This window comes from Streptomyces sp. Tek67B01 (genome assembly GCF_055231995.1).
The window spans coordinates 1,215,234-1,237,744 of record NZ_JBUYUY010000001.1 but is presented as its reverse complement, the minus strand read 5'-3'; the positions used below and the strand labels follow the sequence as shown (position 1 = coordinate 1,237,744).

At 72.9% G+C, this 22,511-nt stretch carries 19 protein-coding genes and 3 pseudogenes; 14 read left to right on the top strand and 8 right to left on the bottom strand.

Annotation, left to right across the window (positions count from 1 at the left end):
• Positions 1–5 precede the first annotated feature (5 nt).
• The 6 genes and pseudogenes from ACV7NM_RS05705 to ACV7NM_RS05680 all read left to right on the top strand — a co-directional run bounded on the left by ACV7NM_RS05705 (position 6) and on the right by ACV7NM_RS05680 (position 6,509).
• Positions 6–1,851: pseudogene (locus ACV7NM_RS05705) on the top strand (glycoside hydrolase family 15 protein).
• Between the two features lie 47 nt (positions 1,852–1,898).
• Entirely contained in the window at positions 1,899–3,347 is a 1,449-nt protein-coding gene (locus ACV7NM_RS05700; protein ID WP_463409228.1) for an MFS transporter, read from the top strand.
• 105 nt (positions 3,348–3,452) lie between these two features.
• Positions 3,453–3,872, top strand: a complete 420-nt coding sequence (panD, locus tag ACV7NM_RS05695) for an aspartate 1-decarboxylase (RefSeq protein WP_463409227.1) — start codon at positions 3,453–3,455, stop codon at positions 3,870–3,872.
• Between the two features lie 15 nt (positions 3,873–3,887).
• Entirely contained in the window at positions 3,888–4,241 is a 354-nt protein-coding gene (locus tag ACV7NM_RS05690; RefSeq protein WP_463409226.1) for a GNAT family N-acetyltransferase, read from the top strand.
• Positions 4,238–4,867: an arylsulfatase gene (locus tag ACV7NM_RS05685; protein WP_463409225.1), complete on the top strand. Its 630-nt coding sequence runs from the start codon at positions 4,238–4,240 to the stop codon at positions 4,865–4,867. The genes ACV7NM_RS05690 and ACV7NM_RS05685 overlap by 4 nt, the downstream gene beginning before the upstream one ends.
• Before the next feature lie 373 nt (positions 4,868–5,240).
• A complete protein-coding gene (locus tag ACV7NM_RS05680) occupies positions 5,241–6,509 on the top strand; it encodes a transglycosylase family protein (RefSeq protein WP_463409224.1) in 1,269 nt (422 codons plus the stop codon).
• A 111-nt stretch (positions 6,510–6,620) separates the two neighbouring features.
• Here the strand turns inward: ACV7NM_RS05680 and ACV7NM_RS05675 are convergent.
• Positions 6,621–7,346 (bottom strand): annotated as a pseudogene (locus ACV7NM_RS05675) (DMT family transporter); the annotation flags it as partial.
• 259 nt (positions 7,347–7,605) lie between these two features.
• Between ACV7NM_RS05675 and ACV7NM_RS05670 the strand changes: the two are divergent.
• Entirely contained in the window at positions 7,606–9,087 is a 1,482-nt protein-coding gene (locus tag ACV7NM_RS05670) for an SDR family NAD(P)-dependent oxidoreductase (RefSeq protein WP_463409223.1), read from the top strand.
• A gap of 137 nt (positions 9,088–9,224) precedes the next feature.
• On the opposite strand, the pseudogene ACV7NM_RS05665 reads toward ACV7NM_RS05670, so the two are convergent.
• Positions 9,225–9,740: pseudogene (locus ACV7NM_RS05665) on the bottom strand (HD domain-containing protein); the annotation flags it as partial.
• Positions 9,741–10,065: 325 nt separating this feature from the next.
• Here ACV7NM_RS05665 and ACV7NM_RS05660 point away from each other — a divergent pair.
• On the top strand, positions 10,066–10,239 hold the full coding sequence (locus ACV7NM_RS05660; protein ID WP_168713994.1) for a hypothetical protein: 174 nt from the start codon (positions 10,066–10,068) through the stop codon (positions 10,237–10,239).
• Positions 10,240–10,486: 247 nt separating this feature from the next.
• Positions 10,487–11,470, top strand: coding sequence for an NAD-dependent epimerase/dehydratase family protein (locus tag ACV7NM_RS05655; RefSeq protein WP_463409222.1), 984 nt, complete (start codon positions 10,487–10,489; stop codon positions 11,468–11,470).
• On the opposite strand, the gene ACV7NM_RS05650 is transcribed toward ACV7NM_RS05655, so the two are convergent.
• From ACV7NM_RS05650 to ACV7NM_RS05640, 3 genes are read right to left on the bottom strand one after another with little or no spacing between them, the layout of a single operon-like run.
• Positions 11,456–12,895 (bottom strand): lipase maturation factor family protein, encoded by a 1,440-nt coding sequence (locus ACV7NM_RS05650; protein ID WP_463409221.1) that lies wholly within the window; start codon positions 12,893–12,895, stop codon positions 11,456–11,458. The two genes, ACV7NM_RS05655 and ACV7NM_RS05650, sit on opposite strands and share 15 nt — an antisense overlap.
• An 11-nt stretch (positions 12,896–12,906) precedes the next feature.
• The gene (locus ACV7NM_RS05645; RefSeq protein WP_463409220.1) at positions 12,907–13,449 is read right to left on the bottom strand and encodes a DUF1990 family protein; all 543 of its coding nucleotides are present in this window, start codon (positions 13,447–13,449) and stop codon (positions 12,907–12,909) included.
• Entirely contained in the window at positions 13,446–14,351 is a 906-nt protein-coding gene (locus ACV7NM_RS05640) for a YndJ family protein (protein WP_463409219.1), read from the bottom strand. The genes ACV7NM_RS05645 and ACV7NM_RS05640 overlap by 4 nt, the downstream gene beginning before the upstream one ends.
• 185 nt (positions 14,352–14,536) lie before the next feature.
• Between ACV7NM_RS05640 and ACV7NM_RS05635 the strand changes: the two genes are divergently transcribed.
• From ACV7NM_RS05635 to ACV7NM_RS05625, 3 genes are all read left to right on the top strand, one after another.
• Positions 14,537–15,805, top strand: coding sequence for a DUF6777 domain-containing protein (locus ACV7NM_RS05635; RefSeq protein ID WP_463409218.1), 1,269 nt, complete (start codon positions 14,537–14,539; stop codon positions 15,803–15,805).
• Between the two features lie 7 nt (positions 15,806–15,812).
• On the top strand, positions 15,813–17,876 hold the full coding sequence (locus ACV7NM_RS05630) for a SpoIIE family protein phosphatase (protein ID WP_463409217.1): 2,064 nt from the start codon (positions 15,813–15,815) through the stop codon (positions 17,874–17,876).
• 104 nt (positions 17,877–17,980) lie between these two features.
• A complete protein-coding gene (locus tag ACV7NM_RS05625; protein WP_463409216.1) occupies positions 17,981–18,841 on the top strand; it encodes an Fpg/Nei family DNA glycosylase in 861 nt (286 codons plus the stop codon).
• Here the strand turns inward: ACV7NM_RS05625 and ACV7NM_RS05620 are convergent.
• Positions 18,834–19,187, bottom strand: a complete 354-nt coding sequence (locus ACV7NM_RS05620) for a hypothetical protein (protein ID WP_463409215.1) — start codon at positions 19,185–19,187, stop codon at positions 18,834–18,836. The genes ACV7NM_RS05625 and ACV7NM_RS05620 overlap by 8 nt on opposite strands.
• 95 nt (positions 19,188–19,282) lie before the next feature.
• On the opposite strand from ACV7NM_RS05620, the gene ACV7NM_RS05615 reads away from it, so the two are divergent.
• Positions 19,283–19,684 (top strand): DUF485 domain-containing protein, encoded by a 402-nt coding sequence (locus tag ACV7NM_RS05615; RefSeq protein WP_463409214.1) that lies wholly within the window; start codon positions 19,283–19,285, stop codon positions 19,682–19,684.
• A 10-nt stretch (positions 19,685–19,694) separates the two neighbouring features.
• Here the strand turns inward: ACV7NM_RS05615 and ACV7NM_RS05610 are convergent, their stop codons facing one another.
• Together ACV7NM_RS05610 and ACV7NM_RS05605 are read right to left on the bottom strand one after the other, a co-directional pair.
• Positions 19,695–20,219, bottom strand: coding sequence for a hypothetical protein (locus ACV7NM_RS05610; protein WP_463409213.1), 525 nt, complete (start codon positions 20,217–20,219; stop codon positions 19,695–19,697).
• 210 nt (positions 20,220–20,429) lie between these two features.
• Positions 20,430–20,963 (bottom strand): sigma-70 family RNA polymerase sigma factor, encoded by a 534-nt coding sequence (locus ACV7NM_RS05605; protein ID WP_463409212.1) that lies wholly within the window; start codon positions 20,961–20,963, stop codon positions 20,430–20,432.
• A 339-nt stretch (positions 20,964–21,302) separates the two neighbouring features.
• Between ACV7NM_RS05605 and ACV7NM_RS05600 the strand changes: the two genes are divergently transcribed.
• The gene (locus ACV7NM_RS05600) at positions 21,303–22,508 is read left to right on the top strand and encodes a CapA family protein (protein WP_463409211.1); all 1,206 of its coding nucleotides are present in this window, start codon (positions 21,303–21,305) and stop codon (positions 22,506–22,508) included.
• The last annotated feature ends 3 nt before the right edge of the window (positions 22,509–22,511 follow it).

Sequence of the window (22,511 nt, the reverse complement as noted above, 5' to 3'; positions counted from 1 at the left end):
ACGCCATGGACGACTACCCACCGATCGCCGATCACGGGCTCGTGGGCGACCTGCAGACCGCGGCGCTGACCGCTGCCGACGGCACGGTCGACTGGTGGTGCGTCCCGAGATTCGACTCGCCCAGTGTGTTCGCCTCCCTGCTCGACAGCGACCGTGGCGGCCACTGTCGGCTGGCCGTCGACGCCGGGGACGGGGTCACCGTCCGGCAGCTCTACCTGGCCGACACCGCCGTCCTGGTGACCCGCTACATGGCCCCGGACGGTGTGGGTGAGGTCCTCGACTTCATGGAGCCAGACCCGTCGAGGACCCCGTCCGCCTCGCACCGTCTGGTCCGGGTGGCCCGCGTGGTACGCGGCAGCCTCCCGTTCGAGCTCACCTGCCGGCCCCGCTTCGACTACGGCCGGGCCACGCACTCCCTCGACCGCCTCGACGACGGGTCCGTGGTCTTCCGCGGCCCCGACACGGACCTGCATCTCCAGGCCACCGCCCCCGTCGCCCTCCACCCGGACGGGAACGACGTCACCGCCCGCTTCACGGCACGCCGGCGAACAGACGGCGATCGTCCTGACCAGCGAGAGCGGCGACCCCGCCGCCCGCGGCGGACGCCCCGGCGGTCCGGCTCCCGAGGTCGAGTCGATCATCGCCGCCTTCGACGGCTGCCGCATGTTCTGGCTGACCTGGCTGCGTGCCTGTCGCTACCGCGGCCGCTGGCACGAGATGGTTGTGCGCTCCGCGATCACCCTCAAACTCCTCACCTACGCCCCCACGGGCGCCCCGATCGCCGCCGCCACGATGGGCCTGCCCGAGCAGGTCGGCGGCGAACGCAACTGGGACTACCGCTACACCTGGGTCCGCGACGCCTCGCTGTCCGTCCGCGCACTGATCGACCTCGGCTTCACCGACGAGGCCAACGCCTTCCGTCACTGGATGCGCGAACGCCTCGACGTCGGCGCCACCGCCTCCGGCGAACCGCTCCAGATCATGTACCGCGTCGACGGCGAACCCCACCTGAGCGAGGAAGTCCTCGACCACCTGGAGGGATACCGCCGTTCCGCGCCGGTCAGGGCGGGAAACGAGGCCGCCGGGCAGATCCAGCTCGACATCTACGGCGAGGCCGCCTACGCCATCGCCCAGGCCGAGGACATCGGCGGTATCCGCGGCTGGAGGGCTTTCGCCGGTCTCCTGGACTGGCTCGTCGACAACTGGGACCGTCCCGACGAGGGCATCTGGGAGACCCGCGGCGGCCGCCACGACTTCACCTACAGCCGTCTCATGACCTGGGTGGCCTTCGACCGCGGCGTCCGGCTGGCCACCACCCACTCCCGCCCCGCCGACCTCGGCCGCTGGGCCGCCGCCCGCGACGCCGTCTTCCGCCAGATCGTGGACCGCGGCTGGAGCGAGAAGCGCCGCGCCTTCGTCCAGCACTACGACACGGACGTCCTAGACGCCTCCTTGCTGCTCATGCCCCGCGTCGGGTTCCTCGCCCCTGACGACCCCGACTGGCTGACCACCCTCGACGCCATGGACGAGGAACTGGTCAGCGACAGCCTCGTCTACCGCTACGACCCGGCCGCCTCCCCCGACGGACTGCGCGGCTCCGAGGGCACGTTCAACCTGTGCAGCTTCCTCTACGTCCAGGCCCTCGCGAAGGCCGGCCGCATCCACCAGGCCCGCTACGCCTTCGACAAGATGCTGACCTACGCCAACCACGTCGGTCTCTTCGCCGAGGAGATCGGGCCGTCCGGGGAACAACTCGGCAACTTCCCGCAGGCGTTCACCCACCTGGCCCTCATCGACGCCGCGATCGCCCTCGACGAGCGGCTCGACCGGGCGGAAGCCCGGGCCCGCTGACCGCTGATCGCCGACGGCCCGAGCAGAACGCGAGGTGCGCAGGGATCATGACCGAGCAGACACCCCCGACCGGGCCCACCACCGCGCCGCGGGCCGGTTCCGGCCGACGGCTCCTGGCCCCGCTCGCCCTGGCCCAGTTCATCTGCAGCTTCGCCGGATCCAACATGAACGTGATGATCAACGACATCAGTCACGACCTCGACACGACCGTGCAGGGCGTCCAGGTCGCCATCACGATCTTCCTGCTGGTCATGGCCGCGCTGATGATCCCCGGCGGCAAGCTGAGCGACATCCACGGCCGCAAGCGCTGCTTCCTGGCCGGCCTCGTCGTGTACGGGGCCGGGGCGGTGCTCAGCGCGGTCTCGCCCGGCCTCGGCGTGCTGATCCTCGGCAACTCGATCCTCGAAGGGGTCGGAACCGCCTTGCTGATCCCACCGGTCTACATCCTCACCACCCTGCTCTTCACCGACCTCACTTCACGCGCCCGCGCCTTCGGCGTCGTCATGGCCGCCGGCGGCATCGGCGCGGCGGCGGGCCCGCTCATCGGAGGGCTGATCACCTCGGCGATCAGCTGGCGCGCCGCTTTCATCTTCCAGGCCCTGGTGATCCTGCTGATCGTCATCCTGAGCCGCTCGCTCGTCGATCCCCTGCCACCCGACCCGGGCCGGCACTTCGACGTCCGCGGCGCCGTGCTCTCCGCGGCCGGCCTGGTGCTGATCGTCACGGGCATCCTCGCCGCCGACAACAACCTGTGGCTGATGGCCGCGCTGCTGGCGGCCGGGGCACTCGTCCTGCTCTGGTTCCTGCGGTGGGTGCGCGGCGAGGAGCGGGCCGGGCGGGAGCCTTTGCTGTCGACCGGCCTGTTCCGCGACCGCACGTCCAACCTCGGCCTGATCACCCAGAACGCCCAGTGGCTGCTGCTCATGGGCACTTCCTTCACCGTCGCCGCGTTCTTGCAGGTCGTCCGCGGCTACGACGCCGTCCAGACCGGGGTGATCTTCACCGCGGCCACCCTCGGCCTGCTCGCCTCCTCCCTCGCCGCCGAACGCCTCGCGAAACGGTGGCCGCAGCGTTCGTTGATCATGGTCGGGTTCGCACTGGCCGTCGTCGGGATCGGCGTCCTGATCGCCCTCGTCGCCGGCTCCTCCGGTCCCTGGGCGTTCGCGCCGGGTCTGCTGCTGATCGGCCTCGGCCTGGGCGTGATGCTGACCCCCTCGGTCAACATCGTCCAGTCCGCCTTTCCCGAGCAGCGTCAGGGGGAGATCTCCGGCCTGTCCCGCAGCGTGTCCAACCTCGGCTCGTCCTTCGGCACCGCCATCGCCGGCACCATCCTCGTCGCCAGCCTGTCGAAGAACGCCTACGCCGCCGCGATGGCCGTCCTCGCCGTCGTCGGGCTCGGCGGCCTGACCGCCGCGGCCTTCCTCCCCCGCACCACCGCCCCGGCCGCGGGCCACCCGCCGCCCGACCCGCGTCGAAAGCAGGGTCCACCCCGGTAACAGATGTTCTCGGGGACCTTCGAGTCCAAAGGATGCCGTTGTAGAGTGAAGGACGCCCTTGACCTGCAACAAGCAGGCAGGGAGCCGTCTTTTAAGGGAGTGCAAGTGCTGCGCACCATGTTCAAGTCCAAGATCCATCGGGCCACCGTCACGCAGGCCGACCTGCACTACGTCGGGTCCGTGACCGTCGACGCCGATCTGTTGGACGCCGCGGATCTGTTGCCCGGGGAGCTCGTCCACATCGTGGACATCACCAACGGGGCGCGGCTGGAGACGTACGTCATCGAGGGCGAGCGGGGGTCCGGGGTCATTGGGATCAACGGGGCCGCCGCGCACCTCGTGCACCCCGGCGACCTGGTCATCCTCATCAGCTACGCGCAGGTCGAGGACGCCGAGGCCAGGGCGCTGAAGCCCCACGTCGTGCACGTCGACGCGGACAACCGGATCATCGAGCTCGGGGCGGACCCCTCCGCCCCGGTTCCCGGGACGGACCAGGAGCGCAGCCCCCACGCGGTGGCTGTCTGAGGAGAGCGGGGGAGCATGGCCGAGAACCAGGCGATCGAGTTCGAGGACGACCGTAAGGCCGGGCGGCTGCTGGCCGTCGAGGGCGGGGCGGTGGTCGGGCTCATCGCGTACTTCGTGCTCGACCGAGAGCCCCGCGCGCTGGTCGCCGTACACACCATCGTCGAGCCGGGCCACGAGGGCCGAGGGATCGGCGGGCGGCTCGTGAGGACGTTCTACGGGATCGCCGCCGCCGAGGGCGTTCCCGTGGTCCCGTTGTGCCCCTACGCGGCGAGCTGGGCGGCCAAACACCCCGACGAGGCCCCGGCGGCCCCCGCCGAGGTGGTCGAGGCGGCGAAGGCGCAGTTGGACGTCGACGCCGACCTCTGGTGACCGACCGCCCCTTGACCCTGCTGCACACCTCACCGGTCCACGTTCCCGTCTTCGACGCGCTGCGGGACCGGTACCACCCCGGGGCCGTGCTGCGGCACCTCGTCGTGCCGGAGCTGCTGGAACGGGCCCGCGAGCGCGGCCCGTCGGCGGTGGCCCCGGACCTGAGGGAGGCGCTCGCCGCAGCGGAGGGGCCGGTGCTGGTCACCTGCTCCACGATCGGGGCCGTCGCCGAGTCCCTCGCGGCCGCCCTCGGTCGGCGCGTGCTCCGTGTCGACCGGCCCATGGCGGCGGCGGCCGTGCGCCACGGCCCCCGGATCGTCGTGCTCGCCGCCGTCGAGTCGACGCTCGCGCCGACGGTGGAGCTGCTGGAGCAGGAGGCCGCCGGCCGGGCCGTTTCCATCCGTACGTGCCTGGTCGCGGGGGCGTGGGAGCGCTTCGAGGCCGGGGACACCGCCGGGTACCTGAACCGGGTGGCCCGCGCGGCGGACGCGGTCGTCGACGCGGACGCCATCGTCCTCGCCCAGGCCTCGATGGCCGACGCGGCGGAGCTGGTCAGGACGGCGGTGCCCGTCCTGGTCAGCCCGTCGACCGGGCTGGCCTCGGCGCTGCGCCCGCAGGAGGCGTAGTAGGACGCCGACGGGCGTACCCGCCCGGTTCCGGGGAAGGTGGGGTACATGGTGCTCAACCTCGTGGTGCTCGACGAAGACCAGACGCAGCCACCCGCCCCGGAGCCCGATCCGGTGCCCGCGCCCCCGCCCGGGCCCGGACCCTTCCCGGAGCCCGACCCCGTGCCGCGGCCCGTGCCACCGGTTCCGGGGCCCGTCCCGGAGCCCGATCCGGTGCCGCCGCCCCCCGGACCGGCCCCGATCCCGCAGCCCGGGCCGCTGGGTCGCGGGTAAAGCGTCAATTCCCCCTCGAAGACAGCCGGTTGCCGCTATTGTCGGCCTCCACCGGCGCCGTTGACCTGTGCGGTTCCGGCACGTCTTCAAGGGGGCTCCCATGGGTGCACGGGGCCGGCACCGCCGGTATCAGCCGAGCAGCATCAACCGCGCCTCGCTCGCCGTCACCGCCGGTGGCGCGGGCATCGCGCTACCGCTCATCGGTGCCGGGGTCGCCCACGCGGCCTCCGTGAGCACCTGGGACAAGGTCGCCACCTGCGAGTCGACCGGCAGCTGGCACATCAACACCGGCAACGGTTACTACGGCGGCCTCCAGTTCAGCCAGAGCACCTGGCGCGCCTTCGGCGGCACCGCCTTCGCGGCCCGCGCCGACCTGGCCACCAAGGACCAGCAGATCGCGGTCGCCGAGAAGGTGCTCAAGGGACAGGGCCCCCGTGCCTGGCCCGCCTGCGGGCCGGAGGCCGGCCTCAGCCGCAGCGGTCCCGCACCGGCCCTGATCCCGCGCCAACAGCAGGCGACTCCCGCGGCCGTCCGAGCCCAAGCCCCCGTCCAAGCCCAAGCCCCCGTCCGGGCCCAGAGCGCGCCCCGCCCGACCGGTACCTCGGTGTTGCCGAACCCGTACGTCGTCGCCCCGGGGGACTCGCTCTCGGCGATCGCCACCGACCAGCGCGTCGAAGGCGGCTGGCAGGCGCTGTACGAGACCAACCACGACACCATCGGCGGCAATCCGAACCTGATCTTCCCGGGCCAGCGGCTCACCCTGCGCGTCACCACCGCCCCCGTCGCGCCGCCCGCGCAGAATCCCGAGAAACCACCTCGCGTCGCCGAGCCGGTCAAGCCCGTACAGCCGTCCGCCCCCAAGCCCGAGCAGACCAAGCCCGAGCAGACCAAACCGGCACCCAAGCCCGAGCGGACCGAACCGGCGAAGTCGGAGTCGGCGTCAGCGAAGCAGGAGTCGGCGTCGTCCGGCTTCACCGCCCCCGTCGACGCCGCCATGGGCACGGCCTACCACGTCGCGGGTTCCTCTTGGTCCAGCGGATACCACACCGGCGTCGACTTCCCGGTGCCGACCGGTACCAGCATCAAGGCCGTCGGCCCCGGCACGGTCCTCTCGGCCGGCTGGGCCGGGGCGTACGGCTACCAGGTCGTCATCCGGCACGCCGACGGCCGGTACTCCCAGTACGCCCACCTCTCCGCCCTCGGCGTGAAGGCCGGGCAGCAGGTCTCCGGCGGTCAGCGCATCGGCCGCTCCGGCTCCACCGGCAACACCACCGGACCGCACCTCCACTTCGAGATGCGCACCGGGCCCGGGTACGGCACCGACATCGACCCCCTGAAGTACCTCCGCGGGCGCGGCGTCGACATCTGACCCGCCCACGTGCGGCGGCGCGGTCGTGAGCAGGACCAGGCCGGCCGCCGCCGCCACGGCGCTCACCAGCGCCGCAGCCGCCCCCGCGTACCCGTACCGGAACCCCTCGTCGAACAGCGAGAGGCCGACCGCCGCGGCCACCACCGGGTTCACCACCGTCACCGTGGCGAGGGGCGCCGTCAGCCCGGCGCCCCGGTAGGCGGCCTGCGACAGCAGCAGCCCGCCGGACGCCAGGACGGCGATGGCCAGCAGATCGGGCCACCGGGCGGCCGGCGCGTTCAGGGAGAAACCGTCGGCCACCGACTTGGTGAACACCGAGGCCATGCCGAACGCCGTCCCCGCGGCCGCGGCCAGCAGCACACCGCGCAGCACCTCCCGGCGCATCCGGTGCGCCGCCAGGAAAAGTGCCGCCACCAAGGCCCCGGTCACGATCAACAGCAGGCCCCGCTCACCGGCCGCCAACGTCCGCCCGGCGTCCCGGTCGCCTCCGGTCAGCGCAAGCAGCCCGGCCAGGCCGACCGTGGCCAGTACCGCCCCGCGCCAAGCCGCCGCCCCTGCCCGGCGGCGTACGAACACGGCCGCCATCGGGAGCGCGAAGACGATGGTCAGCGCCCCGAGCGGCTGCACCAGGCTCAACGGCCCGTACTTGAGCGCGAGCACGTGGAGCGCCGCACCTAGGCCGTTGAGGGCCACCGCCGCCCACCAGGCCGGCCGGTGGAGCGGTGCGTACGGGCGGTCCGGCGAGCCGGCCGCGACCCGCTCCTGGACGATCGCGCCCCCGGCGTACGCGACTGCCGACACGAGGCAGAGCAGGACCGACAGCGCCAGTGCACTCATGAAGTCCACAATGCCCCACCCGGCCGGCCTATTCCTGCCCCCGAGGCCGGCCCATTCCTGCCCCCCGCCCCGCCACCGCCGGACCCTTGCCCGCCGGCCCCGGCAGCCCTTTCCGGCCTTCCGCAGGGTGACGCGCCCTCGCGCTGCGTGAGCGGCGCGGGCACGGGTTTGGTACCGGGCGCGTGGCCTCCGTACAGTTGCGGTTTTGGGACTTCCGCAGCAGGCGGATGCGGACGAGTGAGCAAGGAACGCAGCGGCCATGACGGTGACCGAAGACAACCACGTGACCGGGGGCGACCCGGCGTACGGCCCGGGCATCGATCCCGACAGGCTCGCCCTCTGCCTCAGCGTCCTCGACGAGCTGGACAAGCTCGACGTCGACCACCCGGACGCCGTCACCGTGCGCCGCGCCACCGCCGGCCTCTACCGCACGGTCAAGCAGCGCCGCCGCCAGGAGCGCCGCGCCGCGAAGACCGCCAACGACAAGGCCGTCACCGAGGCGACCGCGACCGGCTCCGCCGAGCGCATCGACGACGAGACCCAGGGCAACGCCCTGACCGCCGCCACCAGGGGCCCCATCGCCGGGATACTCCAGCGCCCGCGCTCCTGCTACGTCTGCAAGACGCGCTACGTCGAGGTCGACGCGTTCTACCACCAGCTGTGCCAGGACTGCGCCGCCTTCAACCGCGCCCGCCGTGACGCCCGCACCGACCTGACCGGCCGCCGCGCCCTGCTCACCGGGGGCCGCGCCAAGATCGGCATGTACATCGCGCTGCGGCTGCTGCGCGACGGCGCCCACACGACCATCACCACCCGCTTCCCCAATGACGCGGTCCGCCGCTTCAAGGCGATGCCCGACAGCTCCGAGTGGCTGCACCGCCTGAAGATCGTCGGCATCGACCTCCGGGACCCGGCGCAGGTCGTCGCGCTCGCCGACTCGGTCGCCGCCGAGGGGCCGCTCGACATCCTGATCAACAACGCCGCCCAGACCGTACGCCGGTCCCCGGGCGCCTACAGCGAGTTGGTCGCCGCCGAGAGCGCCCCGCTCCCGGCCGGGGAGCTGCCCTGCTCCGAGGTGATCGGCACCTTCGGCAGCGGCACCGTCGACCGGGTCGCGGCCCTGCCCACCGGCAAGGGCGAGAAGCTCAGCGCCCAGGACATCACGGAGCTCGCGCTGGTCTCCGGCTCCGCCTCGCTGGAGCGGATCGCGGCCGGTACCGCCATCGACGCGGGCGGCCTGGTCCCGGACCTGCACGACACCAACAGCTGGATCCAGACGGTGTCGGAGGTGGACCCGATCGAGCTGCTCGAAGTGCAGCTGTGCAACTCCACCGCGCCGTTCATCCTGATCAGCAAGCTGCGTCCGGCGATGGCCGCCGCCGAGGCCGGCCGCCGCTACGTCGTCAACGTGTCCGCCATGGAAGGCGTGTTCAGCCGCGGCTACAAGGGCGCCGGACACCCGCACACCAACATGGCGAAGGCCGCGCTGAACATGCTGACGCGCACCAGCGCCCAGGAGATGTTCCAGAAGGACCAGATCCTGATGACCGCCGTGGACACCGGCTGGATCACCGACGAGCGCCCGCACCCGGACAAGGTCCGGCTCGCCGAGGAGGGCTTCCACGCCCCGCTCGACCTGGTGGACGGCGCGGCCCGGGTCTACGACCCGATCGTCCGCGGTGAGGCCGGCGAGGACCTGTACGGCGTCTTCCTCAAGGACTACGCGCCCGCCAACTGGTAGGCCGTCTCCCGCGGCCGGTGCCCTTGGCCCGTCCGCCCCGCCCGTCGCCCCGTCCCCCCATCGCCCCGGCCCTCCCGCGAGGAGGCCGGGGCGCCGCCGTCCCCGCCGGGTCTCAGCCGGTCCGGCAGGTGGTCGAACGCGAGCGCCCCGGCCGCCACCAGCTCCAGGACCGGTCGCCAGTCCTCCATCACGCCGGCGTCGAGTCCGACCACCTTGCCGGCGTCGTCGGCCTGGCGCAGGACCACCGCCGCCGCCGCGTCGGGGTCCGCCAAGAAGGCCCGCAGCTCCGCCGCGTCCACCGGACCCCCCTGCTCGCGCAAGGTCAGGGCGCTCTGTGGCGACAGCGCCCGCCCGGGCTCGACCGCGGCCAGGTATCGCTTCGCCGGCACGTGCGGCCGTACCAGTCAGGCCACCCGGTCGCCGAGCAGCGGTCGGACCGCGTCCGCCGCGTGACCGGCGTGTTCGACGTCGTCCCCCGGGACCAGCAGATGGCCGAGGTTGTGCACCAGGCCGGCCACCTGGGGTTCCTTGTCGGCGCGGTGCGACCGGCGCAACAGCGCCGCCGTCTGGAGCCCGTGGTCGTGCAGGTCCACCGGATCGCCGCCGCGGTCCGGCGCGTCCCACGCCCCGCGGCAGGCGTGCAGCAGATCCATCAGTCCCTCGACACTGTCCAGTCCCGGCACCTCGGACCTCGTCACCGTTCCTCCACTCGCCACGGCACGTGTGCGCCGAGCAGAGCATGCGCCGAAGGCGTGGCGGGCCAAGATCGGCTCAACTCGGGGCGAAGACAAGAGGGCAAGAGTGAATTTTGCCTTTCCATCGAGCGGGGCCCCGCTCATATGTGTACTCTGGACCGCACGAAGGGCCCCACCACGGCCCTCCCTCGTTTCATCACGGCGCCACCGCGTCCGGTATCCCTTTCATTCCTGCCCGACGCGGGGTTCGCCCGCCGGGTTGCGCGACACAAAGGAGTGCGCGGTGACAGAACCGACGAAGTCCGACCAGGTCCTGCTGGAACGGTCGGGGTGGCAGGCCAAGAGCCGCTCCGACGCGCTCGGCAGCCTCGAAGTGTGGGCCCGCTCCGCGCCGATCCGGCTGGCGGGCTACGAAGACGACCTGGCGGAGCCCCACATCCTGCCCGGCATCGACTAGTTACGGCCGGTAGACCCCCCTGGCGGTCTTCGACCACGCGGGTCCCGGAAGATCGCCCTGACAGGCCCTGGTACCGCCCGCCCGGACAGGGCGCGGGCGGTACCGGCGACACAGCGCCCCCGCGCCGAACCGGCGGCGGGGGCGCCGCACGTCCTGGCGGGGTTCCCACATCGTGTACGCCCTGGGCGTCATCGCTGAGGGCGATCAAGGGTTCCGGGCACCGGTCCCGGCGGGCAGGCTGACCGGCATGAGACTGCTGATGCTGGGCGGCACCGAATTCGTCGGACGCGCCATCACCGAAGAAGCCGTGGACCTGGGCTGGGACGTCACCGTCTTCCACCGGGGACACCACCCGCCCCCGCCCGGCGCCCGCGCCCTCCACGGAGACCGCACCGCCCCGGACGGCCTGGCCGCGCTCGCCGAGGGGGAGTGGGACCTCGTCGTCGACACCTGGGGCGGGGCCCCCACCGCCGTACGCGACAGCGCCCGACTGCTCGCTGACCGGGCCGGACGGTACGCGTACGTCTCCAGCCGCTCGGTGTACGCCTACCCGGGCCCGGTGGGCGTGGGCGAAGACGGCCCCCTCGTCGGCGGCTCGCCCGACGCGGAGGCCACCGCCTACGCCGAGGACAAGCGGGGCGGTGAGCTCGCCGCCGTCGACGCGTTCGGCGAGCGGGCCCTGCTGGTGCGCGCCGGGCTGATCCTCGGCCCGTACGAGAACGTCGGCCGGCTGCCCTGGTGGCTGAACCGTGCGGCCAGGGGCGGCCCGATGGTGGCCCCGGGCCCGCGTGACCTCCCGATCCAGTACATCGACGTCCGGGACCTCGCCCGGTGGACCCTGACGGCCGCCCGCGCCGGGCACGGCGGCGCGTTCGACCTGGTCTCGCCGTCCGGGCACGCCACGATGGCCGCTTTCCTGGAGGCTTGCGCGGCCGTCACCGGAGGCGGGGCGGAGCTCCGCTGGACCGACCCCGCGGCGATAGAGGCGGCCGGCGTCCAGCCGTGGACCGAATTGCCCGTCTGGCTCCCGCCCGGCGAACTCCACGACCACATGTTCAGGGCCGACGTCACCAAGGCCTTGGCCGCGGGCCTGGAGTGCCGGCCCGTCGAGGAGACCGTGGCGGACACCTGGGCCTGGCTACGCGCGCTGGGTGGTGTCGCTCCGCAGCGCCGCGACCGGCCGCTCAAGGGCGTCTCCCCGGAACAGGAGGCGGCGCTACTCGGGCTCTGACCAGGCCGCTTCAGCCAGACGCGTGGGCGGCAGGTACTCGCGCAGCAGCCTGCGGTGCCACCAGGCGCCGGTCTCCCGCAGCTCGCGCCAGGTCGTGAACCGGTAGCGGTACAGCCTCGCCCGCACGTACACCGGCGGTGTGTCCGGGAAGGGGTTGTGGCGCAGCAGCCGCAGCGTGTCCCGGTCGTTCGCCAGCAGCCGCTCCACGAACGGGCCGAACCAGTCCCGCGCGTAGGCGGGGGAGAGCGCCGCGAACCACATCAGCCAGTCCAGCCGCAGATGGTAGGGGGCGAACTGGCGGGGGAGCCGGCGCGGATCACCCGGTTTGCCCTTGAAGCCGTACTCGTGCCAGTCGCCGTCCGACCGCGGTACCCGCTCGGCGGTGCCCTCCACCACCACCTCGTCGCGTATCCGGCCCACGGTGCCGAACGCCCCGTAGGTGTTGACCAGGTGCAGGGAGTCGAAGGAGCGGTTCATCACCTGGCGCCGCGAGAGCATGTTCGTCACCGGATGACGGCTGAGGACGAGCACCAACGCGGTCACCGCGCACACCAGGACCACGTACCACAGGGGCGCCTGACGGAAGGCCGCGGCCGGGGGCGGCCCCGCGAGTCCCGTGAAGTCGACGGCGGCGAACGCGGGCGCGATGGTGATCCAGTTCAGCCAGGCGAAGTTCCCCGACAGCACCAGCCACAGCTGCGTCGCGACGATGATCCCGGCGGCGTACGACGCCACCGGCTGAGGGGTGAAGAGCAGGACGGGCACGACCAGTTGGGTCACGTGGTTCGCCGCGCACTCCACCCGGTGCAGCGGCTTCGGCAGGTGGTGGAAGAACCAGCTCAGCGGCCCCGGCATCGGCTGCGTCTCGTGGTGGTGGTAGAGACAGGTCAGCTCGCGCCAGCAGGCGTCGCCACGCATCTTGATCAACCCGGCGCCGAACTCGACGCGGAACACCACCCACCGCAGCAGCCACAGCACCAGTACCGGCGGCCCGATCCGCGCGTTGCCGAGGAAGACGGCGAGGAACCCGACCTCCAGCAGCAGCGACTCCCAACCGAAGGAGTACCAGGTCTGCCCCACGTTCACGATCGACAGGTAGAGCAGCCACAGCACGGCCCACATCGCCATGGCCGCGCCCAGCGGCACGGCGTCCCCGGCCCCCGCCACGAGCGCCACGGCCAGCGCCGCGCCGGCCCAGGCGCAACAGGCGAAGAGCCGGTCGTGGTAGCGCCATTGGAACAGGCTCGGGGCGCGGCGGAACGGGACGTGGCGTACGTAACGCGGCACGGGGAGCATGCCGTGCTCCCCGATCAGGGCGCGGAACTGGAGGGCCGCGGCGGTGAAGGCGCAGAGGTACACGCCGGCCAAGGCCCGCTGGAAGACCAGCCGGCCCAACCAGTAGCCGGGCGTCGTGAACCAGTCCATCCCCTCCAGTATCAGGCGCCGGGTGCCGCGGCTGCCAGCCTGCGAAGGGTGCGACCGAGCAGGCGGGCGTAAGTGAGCTGGAGGAAGGGGATCACGGGGCCGCCCAGGCGGGTGTACCAGCGTGCGGGGCGGCTGAAGGCGGTCACCTCGAACCACACGGTGCCGTCGGGCTCCATGAGCACCATGAAGGACTCCTCGCCGCACTCCGGGTGGCCCACCAGGGTTCCGTACGCGAAGCCGATGCGGGTGGTCTCGTAGGCGGTCCGCAGGATCAGGCAGCGGGCGTCGATGCGCAGGGGGCCGAAGCCGATCCCGACCGTCACCCGCTCGCCGGGCCGGACGGCGCCCGTCCGCGCCCGGACGCCCATGCCCGAGGCGCGGTGGGCGCCGAAGGTGGTCAGCGCCGTCCCGGCGGCCTCGAAGACGCCCTGGCCGTGTCCGATCCGGGTCCGGTGGTGGAGGTGGTTGTATCCGGCGGGGAGCGGGCGGTGCTCCGTGGCGCCCCTCTCGGGGTAGCTGAGGGTGTCGCGGCCGGTGCTGAGGAGTCGGGTCATCGGTTCATCTCCTGTCGGTCCATGGTGAGCCGGCGCCATGCGCAGAGCGAGCAGAGGGCGAAGCCGAGCGCGTTCCCGAGGCCGTGCGTCGCGGCCATCCAGGTCAGGGTGGGATGGATGGTCCCGGTGGCCTCACCGGTCGCCCACCACAGGGCGAGCAACATCGTGGCCACCAGGACGCCCGCCGAGGTGGCGAGGAGCGCGCGGGTGGCGCGGTCGCGGGCGCCCGGCCGGATCGCGCGCCAGGTGGTCAGGGCCACCGCCCACATCCCGGTGGTCAGTACCACCGCCCCCACCAGCTCGGCCCGATCGCCGATGAAGTAGCCGATGAGGACGAGCAGCGTCCCGGTGGGGACGCTGTACGCGGCCCAGCGGGCCAAGGCGGCGTCGGGCCCGGCTGCCGCGCCCGTCCCGGATCCGCTTTCCGTCCCGGTCGGGCGGTCGGTTCCGGACGCCCGGCACACCAGGCCGGCGACCAGGGCGGCGGTGAAGCCGGCGAAGTGGAAGTGCGGGACGGTCAGGGCGAGGACGTCGAGGTCGAAGCCGAAGAGCCGGTACCCGGCGCGCTCCGCGACGAGGGCGGTACCCGCGACGGCCGGGGACACGAGAGCGGTGAGCACGGCGACCTCGGCCGCGCGCGGGGGGCCGCCGGTCCGCCGGAGGCTCCGCGGCAGCCGGACCACGGCCCTGGCCGCCAGGGCCAGGGTGGCGGTCGCGTAGAGCGCCGCGAGCGCCGTGGCCGGGGCGCCGCGGGGCAGCCACAGGCACAGCGCCCCGGGGGCGGCGAACAGGGGCCAGAGGCGTGCGGTGCGGCGGAACCCGGTCGGGTCGATCAGGCGCAGGCCGGTGGGGACGACGTAGAGCATGCCCATCGTGACGATCAGGTTCACGAGTACCGTCATCGCCACTCCCGCGGTTGATGCGTCGAACGTCCTTGAACGCGTTCAAGTCGTGGTCGCGACCCTACGCGGTTCCTTGAACATGTTCAAGAAGCCGGCAGGTGCTCCGGTCGGGGGCTTCCGGTTGCGGGCCGGGCGCGGATGCGGCAGACAAGGAGCAAGCAACCGGGGCGAAAAGGGAGAATCTCTTGAGCGACGAGCACGCACCGACATCCCGTCAGGCGCCGCGCCGTCACGCACCGGTCCGGACGCCGCTCTTCACGGCCATCGGCCTGCTCGGGCTGCTCGCCACCGCCTGCGGCGGTTCCGAGAAGCCCGTGAGCGCCCCCGGCCCGGAGGCCCCGGAGATCCACCTCCAGCCCGTCGGCTCGGCGGGACCCGACCCCTTCACCACCTCCACCGCCACCGGTGAATCGGCCCCCGCCCAGCCCCCGCTTCCCAACCGGAGCGGCCAGGGCATCCGTACCGTCAACGCCGCGACGCCCGGCCTGTACGGCGGCATCCAGCGGCTCGGAAGCTGCGACGTGGAACACCAGTCGAGCCTCCTGACCGCCGACAACGCCAAGGCGAGCGCCTTCGCCGAGGCCTCCGGCGTCGCCCAGGACAAGATCGGGGACTTCCTGCGCGACCTCACACCGGTCGTCCTGCGCGCCGACACACGGGTCACCGGCCACGGCTTCCAGGACGGCCGGGCCGGCGCCTTCCAGTCCGTGCTCCAAGCGGGGACGGCCGTCCTCGTCGACGGGCACGGCATGCCACGCGTGCGCTGCGGCTCCGGCCACCCCCTCTCCCCGCCACGAGCCCCCAAGGGGAACCCGGTGATCAAGGGCGATCCCTGGAACGGCTACCAGGCCAACCAGGTCATCGTCATTGAGCCCACCGTCCAGCAACTGGACCACCTCGTGCTCGTCAACCTCGCCGACAACACCTGGCTGGAGCGCAAGACCGGCGACGACGGCGCCCAGGACACGACGCCGAAGGGGATGCCGCCCTACGACCCGGCCGAAACCATCCCGAGCGGGCCCCTCACCTCCGACGGACCGGCCGCCCCGACCGACCCGGGCGATCCCCTCGAGCCGCCCGGGCCGAGGCCACCGTCCGGCCAGAACCGGCCGGTCGAACCGGCCCAGCCCGCCCGGCCCCAGCCCAAGCGACCGTCGGCTCCGCCCTCCGACGCGCCCGCCCCGCTCCCCCCGGACCTCCCCAACGGCCCCGCGCAGGACGTCCCCCAGGACATCCCGCAGGACCTGCCGCCGGACGGCGCCTTCGACCTCGCGCCGGACCGGTACCCCACCGCCCCGCCGCCCGGGGACCCCGGACTGCCGACGGGACCCGACGGTGTGGCGCCGGAGCAGGCGGACCCGTACGGATACGACCCCTCCGCGCCCTACGACCCGTACCCCCCGCCGGACGCCCCACAGCCCTTCGGTCCCGCCCCCTCCATGGAGAGCGCCTGACCCGCCGGTGTGTCATGGTGGACCGGTGCCGACCGCCGTATCGCTGCCGGACGACTGGCCCGCGCACCCGGGCCGGTCGCTCTCGCTGAACCGGATGGGCAGTTTTGACTGGGACCTGCTCACCGGTCTCATGCACATGGACGTGGCGGCCCTCGAAGTGTTCGACACGAGCGCCACCGAGTACGACGGCCACCCCGAGTGCCTCGCCCCCCGCGTGCCGCCCGCCGAGGCGACCCGGCTCGACGCGCTCGTCTCCAGCGCCCTCAAGAGCGGCGTGGACAGCTACGGCGCCTACTTCCGCATCCGCTGCCAGGACGGCACGCTCCGCTGGACCCACACCCAGGGCCGCGTCATGCGAGACCCGCACGGACGCCCGTACCGGATCATCGGGATAGTCCGGGACGCGACCGAGGAGCTCGGCCACTCGGCGGAACGCCTCGGGCTGGACGAGGAACGCCGCCGCCAGACCTCCGTGGTCGAAAGCACCACCGCCGCCCTCGCGCACGCCCGTACCGTCAAGGACGTCATCGACGCGCTCGGGGACGCGCACGGCCTGGAGCGGCTCGGCTCGATGGGCATGGTCATGGGACTGGTCGAGGCCGGTCGCATCCACCTGGTGGCCGAAGGGCCGGAAGGCAGTTTCGTCCCCGGCACCCGCTACACCCGCGTCGACGAGCAGTACCCGATGAGCGAGGTCGTCCGCTCGCTCCAGCCCCGCTTCCTCGACTCCGCCAAGGAGTTCGCCGAGGGTTACCCCGACCTCTGGGCGAGGATCTCCGGGATGGACATATCGGCGGCCGCCTACCTGCCCCTGATCGCCCAGGCCCGCCCGATCGGCGCCATCGGTCTGCTCTACCAGGACAAGGACGGCTTCACGCAGGAGGAACGCAACCTGCTGGTCGCCCTCGGCAGCAGCATCGCGCAGAGCCTGCAACGGGCCATGCTGCTCGAGCAGGAACACGACCTCGCCGAAGGCCTCCAGCAGGCGATGCTGCCGCGCCGCATCCCGTCCGTTCCCGGCGCGGACATAGCCGTCCGCTACCGGTCGGCGCGCATGGGCCAGGACATCGGGGGCGACTGGTACGACGTCATCCCGCTGCCGGGCGGTCGCGTCGGGGCGGTCATCGGCGACGTCCAGGGCCACGACACCCACGCGGCGGCCGTGATGGGCCAGCTGCGCATCGTGCTGCGCGCTTACGCCACCGAAGGCCACTCGCCCGCCACCGTGATGGCGCGGGCGTCGGTGTTCCTGCACGAGCTCGACACCGACCGCTTCGCGACCTGCACCTATGTGGAGGCCGACCTCGCGACCGGCGTGCTGCAGTTGGTACGGGCAGGGCACATCGACCCCTTGGTGCGCACCCGCGACGGGGACTGCCGCCGGGTCACCACGGAGGGCGGGATGCCGCTGGGGCTCTCGGCGGAGTTCGGCCGGCTGGAGTACGCGGTCACCACGATGGAACTGGGCCCCGGGGAAACGCTTCTGCTCTGCACGGACGGACTCGTCGAGCAGCCCGGCACCGACCTCGACCAGGGGATCGGACATCTGACGGAATTGATCCGAGGCGGCCCGGCGGACCTCCAGAAGCTCGCGGACCAGCTGTGCGGGGTCATCGACGAGCGCGGCGGCGACGACGACATGGCGCTGTTGTTGCTGCGCCGCCAGGTGCCCGACGCGCCACAGGGCGGCGGCCGGCTCCAACTGCACGTCGCGCCGGCGGACCCGGAAGCCCTGGTCGCGGCCCGGCACATGATCGGCGCGGCGGTGCGCGCGTGGGGAGCGCGGGAGCGGGCCGACGAGATCGAGCTGGTCGCCGACGAGCTGATCGTCAACGCCCTCATGCACACGGACGGACCGGCCATCGTGACGCTCCGGGTCCTGCCCGGCCCCCGGGGCCGGCTCCGAGTGGAGGTCGAGGACCGATCCAGCGCCCTGCCCCGCCGCCGCGAGGCGGGGGAGTCGGGCGTCTCGGGCCGCGGCCTGATGCTGGTGGACCGGCTGGCGGACGTCTGGGGCGTGGACCCCCGGGGCGGCGGCAAGTGCGTGTGGTGCGAGTTCGCGCTGACCTGAGTCCGTGACGACGGGGGGCGGCGGCCCGGCGGGACACGCCCGGCAGGACAGGCCCGGCCGTCCCACGGCTCGCGTTCCGCCCGGGGCGGCGGCACGCTTGGAGCATGCCGGAGCTGCCCGAAGTCGAGGCCCTCAGGGAGTTCCTCGACGAGCACCTGACCGGGCGGGTGGTCGAGCGCGTCCTCCCGCTCGCGGTCAGCGTGCTCAAGACGTACGAGCCGCCGCTCACCGCCCTCGAAGGGCAGCCCGCGGGGCCCACCACCCGGTACGGGAAGTTCCTCGCCCTGCGGATCGGCGAACTCCACCTCGTCACCCACCTGGCCCGGGCCGGCTGGCTGCGCTGGCAGGACACCCTGCCGGCAGGGCCGCCGCGCCCAGGCAAGGGGCCGCTGGCGCTGCGCGTCGTACTGGAGGGCGGCGGAGGCTTCGACCTCACCGAGGCGGGCACCCAGAAGCGGCTCGCGGTGTACGTCGTCCGCGACCCCCAGGAGGTCCCCGGCATCGCCCGGCTCGGGCCCGACCCGCTCGCCGACGGCTTCGACCGTGCGGCCTTCGCCGCCCTGCTGGCGGGGGAGCGGCGGCAGATCAAGGGCGTGCTGCGCGACCAGAGCGTCATCGCCGGCATCGGGAACGCCTACAGCGACGAGATCCTGCACGCCGCGAAGGTGTCGCCGTTCAAGCTGGCCGCCTCCTTCGACGACGACCAGGTGACGCACCTCTACGACGCCGTCCGGGACACCCTGCGCTCGGCCGTGGAGCGGGCCCACGGGGTGGCGGCGGGGCACCTCAAGGCGGAGAAGATGAGCGGGCTGCGGGTCCACGGCCGGGCGGGGGAGCCGTGCCCGGTCTGCGGGGACGCCATCCGCTCGGTGTCCTTCGCCGACTCCTCCCTGCAGTACTGCCCCACCTGCCAGACCGGCGGCGAACCGCTCGCGGACCGCCGGCTCTCCCGCCTCCTCAAGTAGGCCTCGGCCGGGCGGGCGCGAGCTCCCGCCGGGCCCTGTCCCAGACCGTCTCGAACTCCTCCGCCGCCAGCGGTCGCGGCACGTGGCCCTGCCACTGCGAGACCGGCGACTCGGCGGTGAACCCGTACCGCGCGTCGTCGTCGGTGACCCGCGCGGCGGCGACGGGCCGGAGCCGGGGGCCCTGGAGTTCGACCTGCCGGACCACCCATCCGTCGGAGTCGACCTCGAAGTAGAACCAGGTGTCTTCCTCGTCCCAATGGCAGCGGAACCACGGGCCGCACCCTTCGGTCACCTCGCGGTCGCGCTTGCCGTGTGCGGGCGGAATCCCTCGTGGCCCCGTGTCCATGGGCCCCAAATCTACAGGGGTGGGCGTCCCGGGCCGGGGTCCGCGGCGGTCGTGGCCGTGCTCGGAGCGGGGGTGGGCGCGTAGACTTCGTCGGCATGGCCGAGGAGCAGCGGGTGTCGCGGCGGGAGGTCGTCACCGGTGTGCCCCGGGGGTCGCGGCGCAGGGCGCCCGCGCACACCCCCGCGCGGTCGGAGATCTCCGAGCAGACCAGTGTCGGCGCCACCTACGTACGGGCCCTGATGCGCAGTCAACTCCGGGCGGCGCTGTGGGCGCTGGCCGTGCTCGGCCTGTTGGTCGGCGCGCTGCCGTTGGCGTTCCTGCTGCCCCGGGTCGTGTCCGACCCGCTGGTGTGGGTGGCGCTGGGCCTGCTCGTGTACCCGGTGATGTGGCTCATCGCCCGCTGGTACGTGACCCGGGCCGAGCGCAACGAGGCGGACTTCACCGGTCTGGTCACTGACCCCGCCGAGGCGCCCGGGTCCCGCGTCGCGGACGCCTGAGGCCCTCCTGTCAGAACAGATGCATCGCCAAGTGCCCCAGCGGCAGCCCGAGTTGCCAGGCCGGGGTCCAGACGCGGACGTTCTCGTCCAGGCCTGTCGGCGTGTCCGCGTGCCCGTGCCGTCCCGGGTCGAGGTTCGTCGCGAACAGCTCCGTGCGGTCCAGCCAGCGCCAGGCGGCCCGCGCCAGCTCCAGGTCCGGGTCCTCGTCGCGCCCGCCCTCCCGGGCCTCTTCGCCGAGCTGGAGGAAACGTGTCTCCACCCAGTCGCGCCAGGGGTGTCCGTAGGCCGTCAGCGACAGCCACTCGTCGAGCTGGGAGACCACCCGGATCCCGGAGAGCTCACCGGCCGCGTCCGAGAGGTAGATGGTCAACGCGAGCGTGTCCCGGCCGGCCCGGAACTCCAGCGTGCTGACGGGGATCAGCCGGCCCGTGCGCAGCAGTTCGTCGGCGATGTACTCCGCGTAGAGCCACGCCATGGGCACCGCCAGCCCACCGCCGCCACCGTCACTGGTGCCGTTCGTACCCTCGGGCCGCACCGTTCCACCTTCTCCCGCGTGTCGAGCATGCCGTCGTCAGCACCGAGCCTTCACCGAGGGCCTCGCGGAGCGGAGGATGTTTACTCAACTTGACCGTTCCGATACCGGATTTGACGCGGCTCGTGTCCGGTCCGTATCCCTTCGGGGCGTTTTTTGGGGCCGGGTCGCGGCGGCCCGCCCGGCCCCTCCTCGCTCCGCCGTGACGGTACCTCAGGCGCCGAGCCCGTATCCCTGGAGGCCCTTGCGCAGGGCGCGCAGGGCGTAGTGCGTACGGGACTTGACGGTTCCGGCCGGAATGCCGAGTTCCGCGGCGGCCTCGGCCACCGAGCGGTCCCGGAAGTAGACCTGCATCAGCACCTCGCGGTGCTCTTGGCCCAGACTGCCCACGGCCCGTCTGACGTCGATCGCGGTCACCGAGCCGGCCACCGCGTCCTCGGGCGAGGGCGCTTGTTCCAGGCCGTCCGGGTCCACCTCCTGGGGTCGTGAGAGGCGGGCCCGCCGGGCGTCGATCGCGAGGCGGCGGGCGACGGTGAACAGCCACGGCCGCATGGATTCGTGCCCGCTGTCGAGCACCTCCGGGTGCTGCCAGACCCGTACGAGGGTCTCCTGCACGAGGTCTTCGGCCCGCTGCGCGTCCCCCGCCGTCAGGCCGACCAGGAAACCGAACAGCGCCCGCCCGTGCTCGCGCTGCAGTTCGGCCAGTACCTCGGGGTCCGTTCGCAGGAGGGTGGGGGAGGGCGGCACGAGTGGCTCCTTCCGCTGTTCGCCGGGGTCTGCCGCGGACCGTACGGTCCGACGGACTCACCCTGACCTGCACGGGGCCGCCCGGGAACCGTCCGGTGCCCCCGTTGCGCCCAAGCACCCCGGTCTTCCGGTGGGCGGCCGCGCCGCACGGTGAACGGTCGAACGGCGCGGCGAACGGCCATGGGGGTGAACCGAGGCGGTCCGGGCGGCGCTGTTCCTTGACTCGCGGCGCCGTCTTCTGTGAATTCAGCTCATCGGATCGTCGTACAAATCACCCCCTGTCTGGGTGCCCGCACGTCCCGGGTGTCCCAGGTGTCCCTCCGAGCGGAGCCGGTACAGATGACCCAGCGCACCCGCCAGGCCCTCGCCCTCGTGTCGACCCTCCTCCTGTCCGCCACGGCCGCCGCCTGCTCCGCCACCGGGAAGTCCGCTCCCGCGCGTATGGCGGGCGGCCACGGCACCGGGACCTCCACCGGCGGCTCACCCGCCGCCCCGGGGGGCGCCAAGGGCTTCACGCTGGTCGCGAGCGGCGACGTACTGCCGCACACCTCGATCATCCGGCAGGGCGCCACCGACGCCGGGGGTGACGGCCACGACTTCCGGCCCATGTTCGCCGGGGTCAAAGCGGTGGTGTCCGCGGCGGACCTCGCCCTGTGCCACATGGAGACCGTCTACGGCGAGGAGGGCGGCCCCTTCACCGGCTACCCGGCCTTCAAATCCCCGCCCGAGATCGCCGACGCACTGAAGGCGACCGGCTACGACGGCTGCTCCACCGCCTCCAACCACACCCTGGACGACGGCGCCGACGGGGTGCGGCGCACCCTCGACGCCTTCGACAAGGCCGGCCTCAAGCACGCCGGTTCCGCCCGCACGGCGGCCGAGGCGGCCACCGTCACCTCCTACCGGGCCGGCTCCGCCAAGGTCGCGCACCTCGCGTACACGTACGACACGAACGGCTACCCGATGCCCGAGGGACAGCCCTGGGCCGTCAACCTGATGAAGCGGGAGAAGATCGTCGCGGACGCCCGGGCCGCCCGGAAAGCGGGCGCGGACGTGGTCCTCGTCAGCGTGCACTGGGGCACCGAGTGGCAGACGGAGCCGGACGAGACCCAGCTGTCGTTGGGCAAGGCCCTGACCGCCTCGCAGACCGCCGGGCGCCCCGACATCGATCTCGTCCTCGGTACCCACGCCCACATCCCCCAGGCCTACGAGAAGGTCAACGGGACCTGGGTCGTGTACGGCATGGGCGACCAGGTGGCGGGCGAGATGTTCAACGACAGCGGCGAGCGGGACGCGCGCGGCAACTACGGGTCCATCGGCCGCTTCACCTTCGCCCCGCCGGCCGCCGCGGGACAGCGCTGGCGCGTCACCAAGGCCGAATTCGTCCCGCAGATGACGGACGAGTCGCCTTGGAGGGTCGTCAACCTCCCCGACGCTCTCGCCAAGCACCCCGACCACGACGACTGGGAAACCGCGAGGGACGCCATCGCCGAAGCCGTCCTCAGCCGCGGCGCCGCGAAGGACGGCCTCACGATGGGCAGGTAGCGC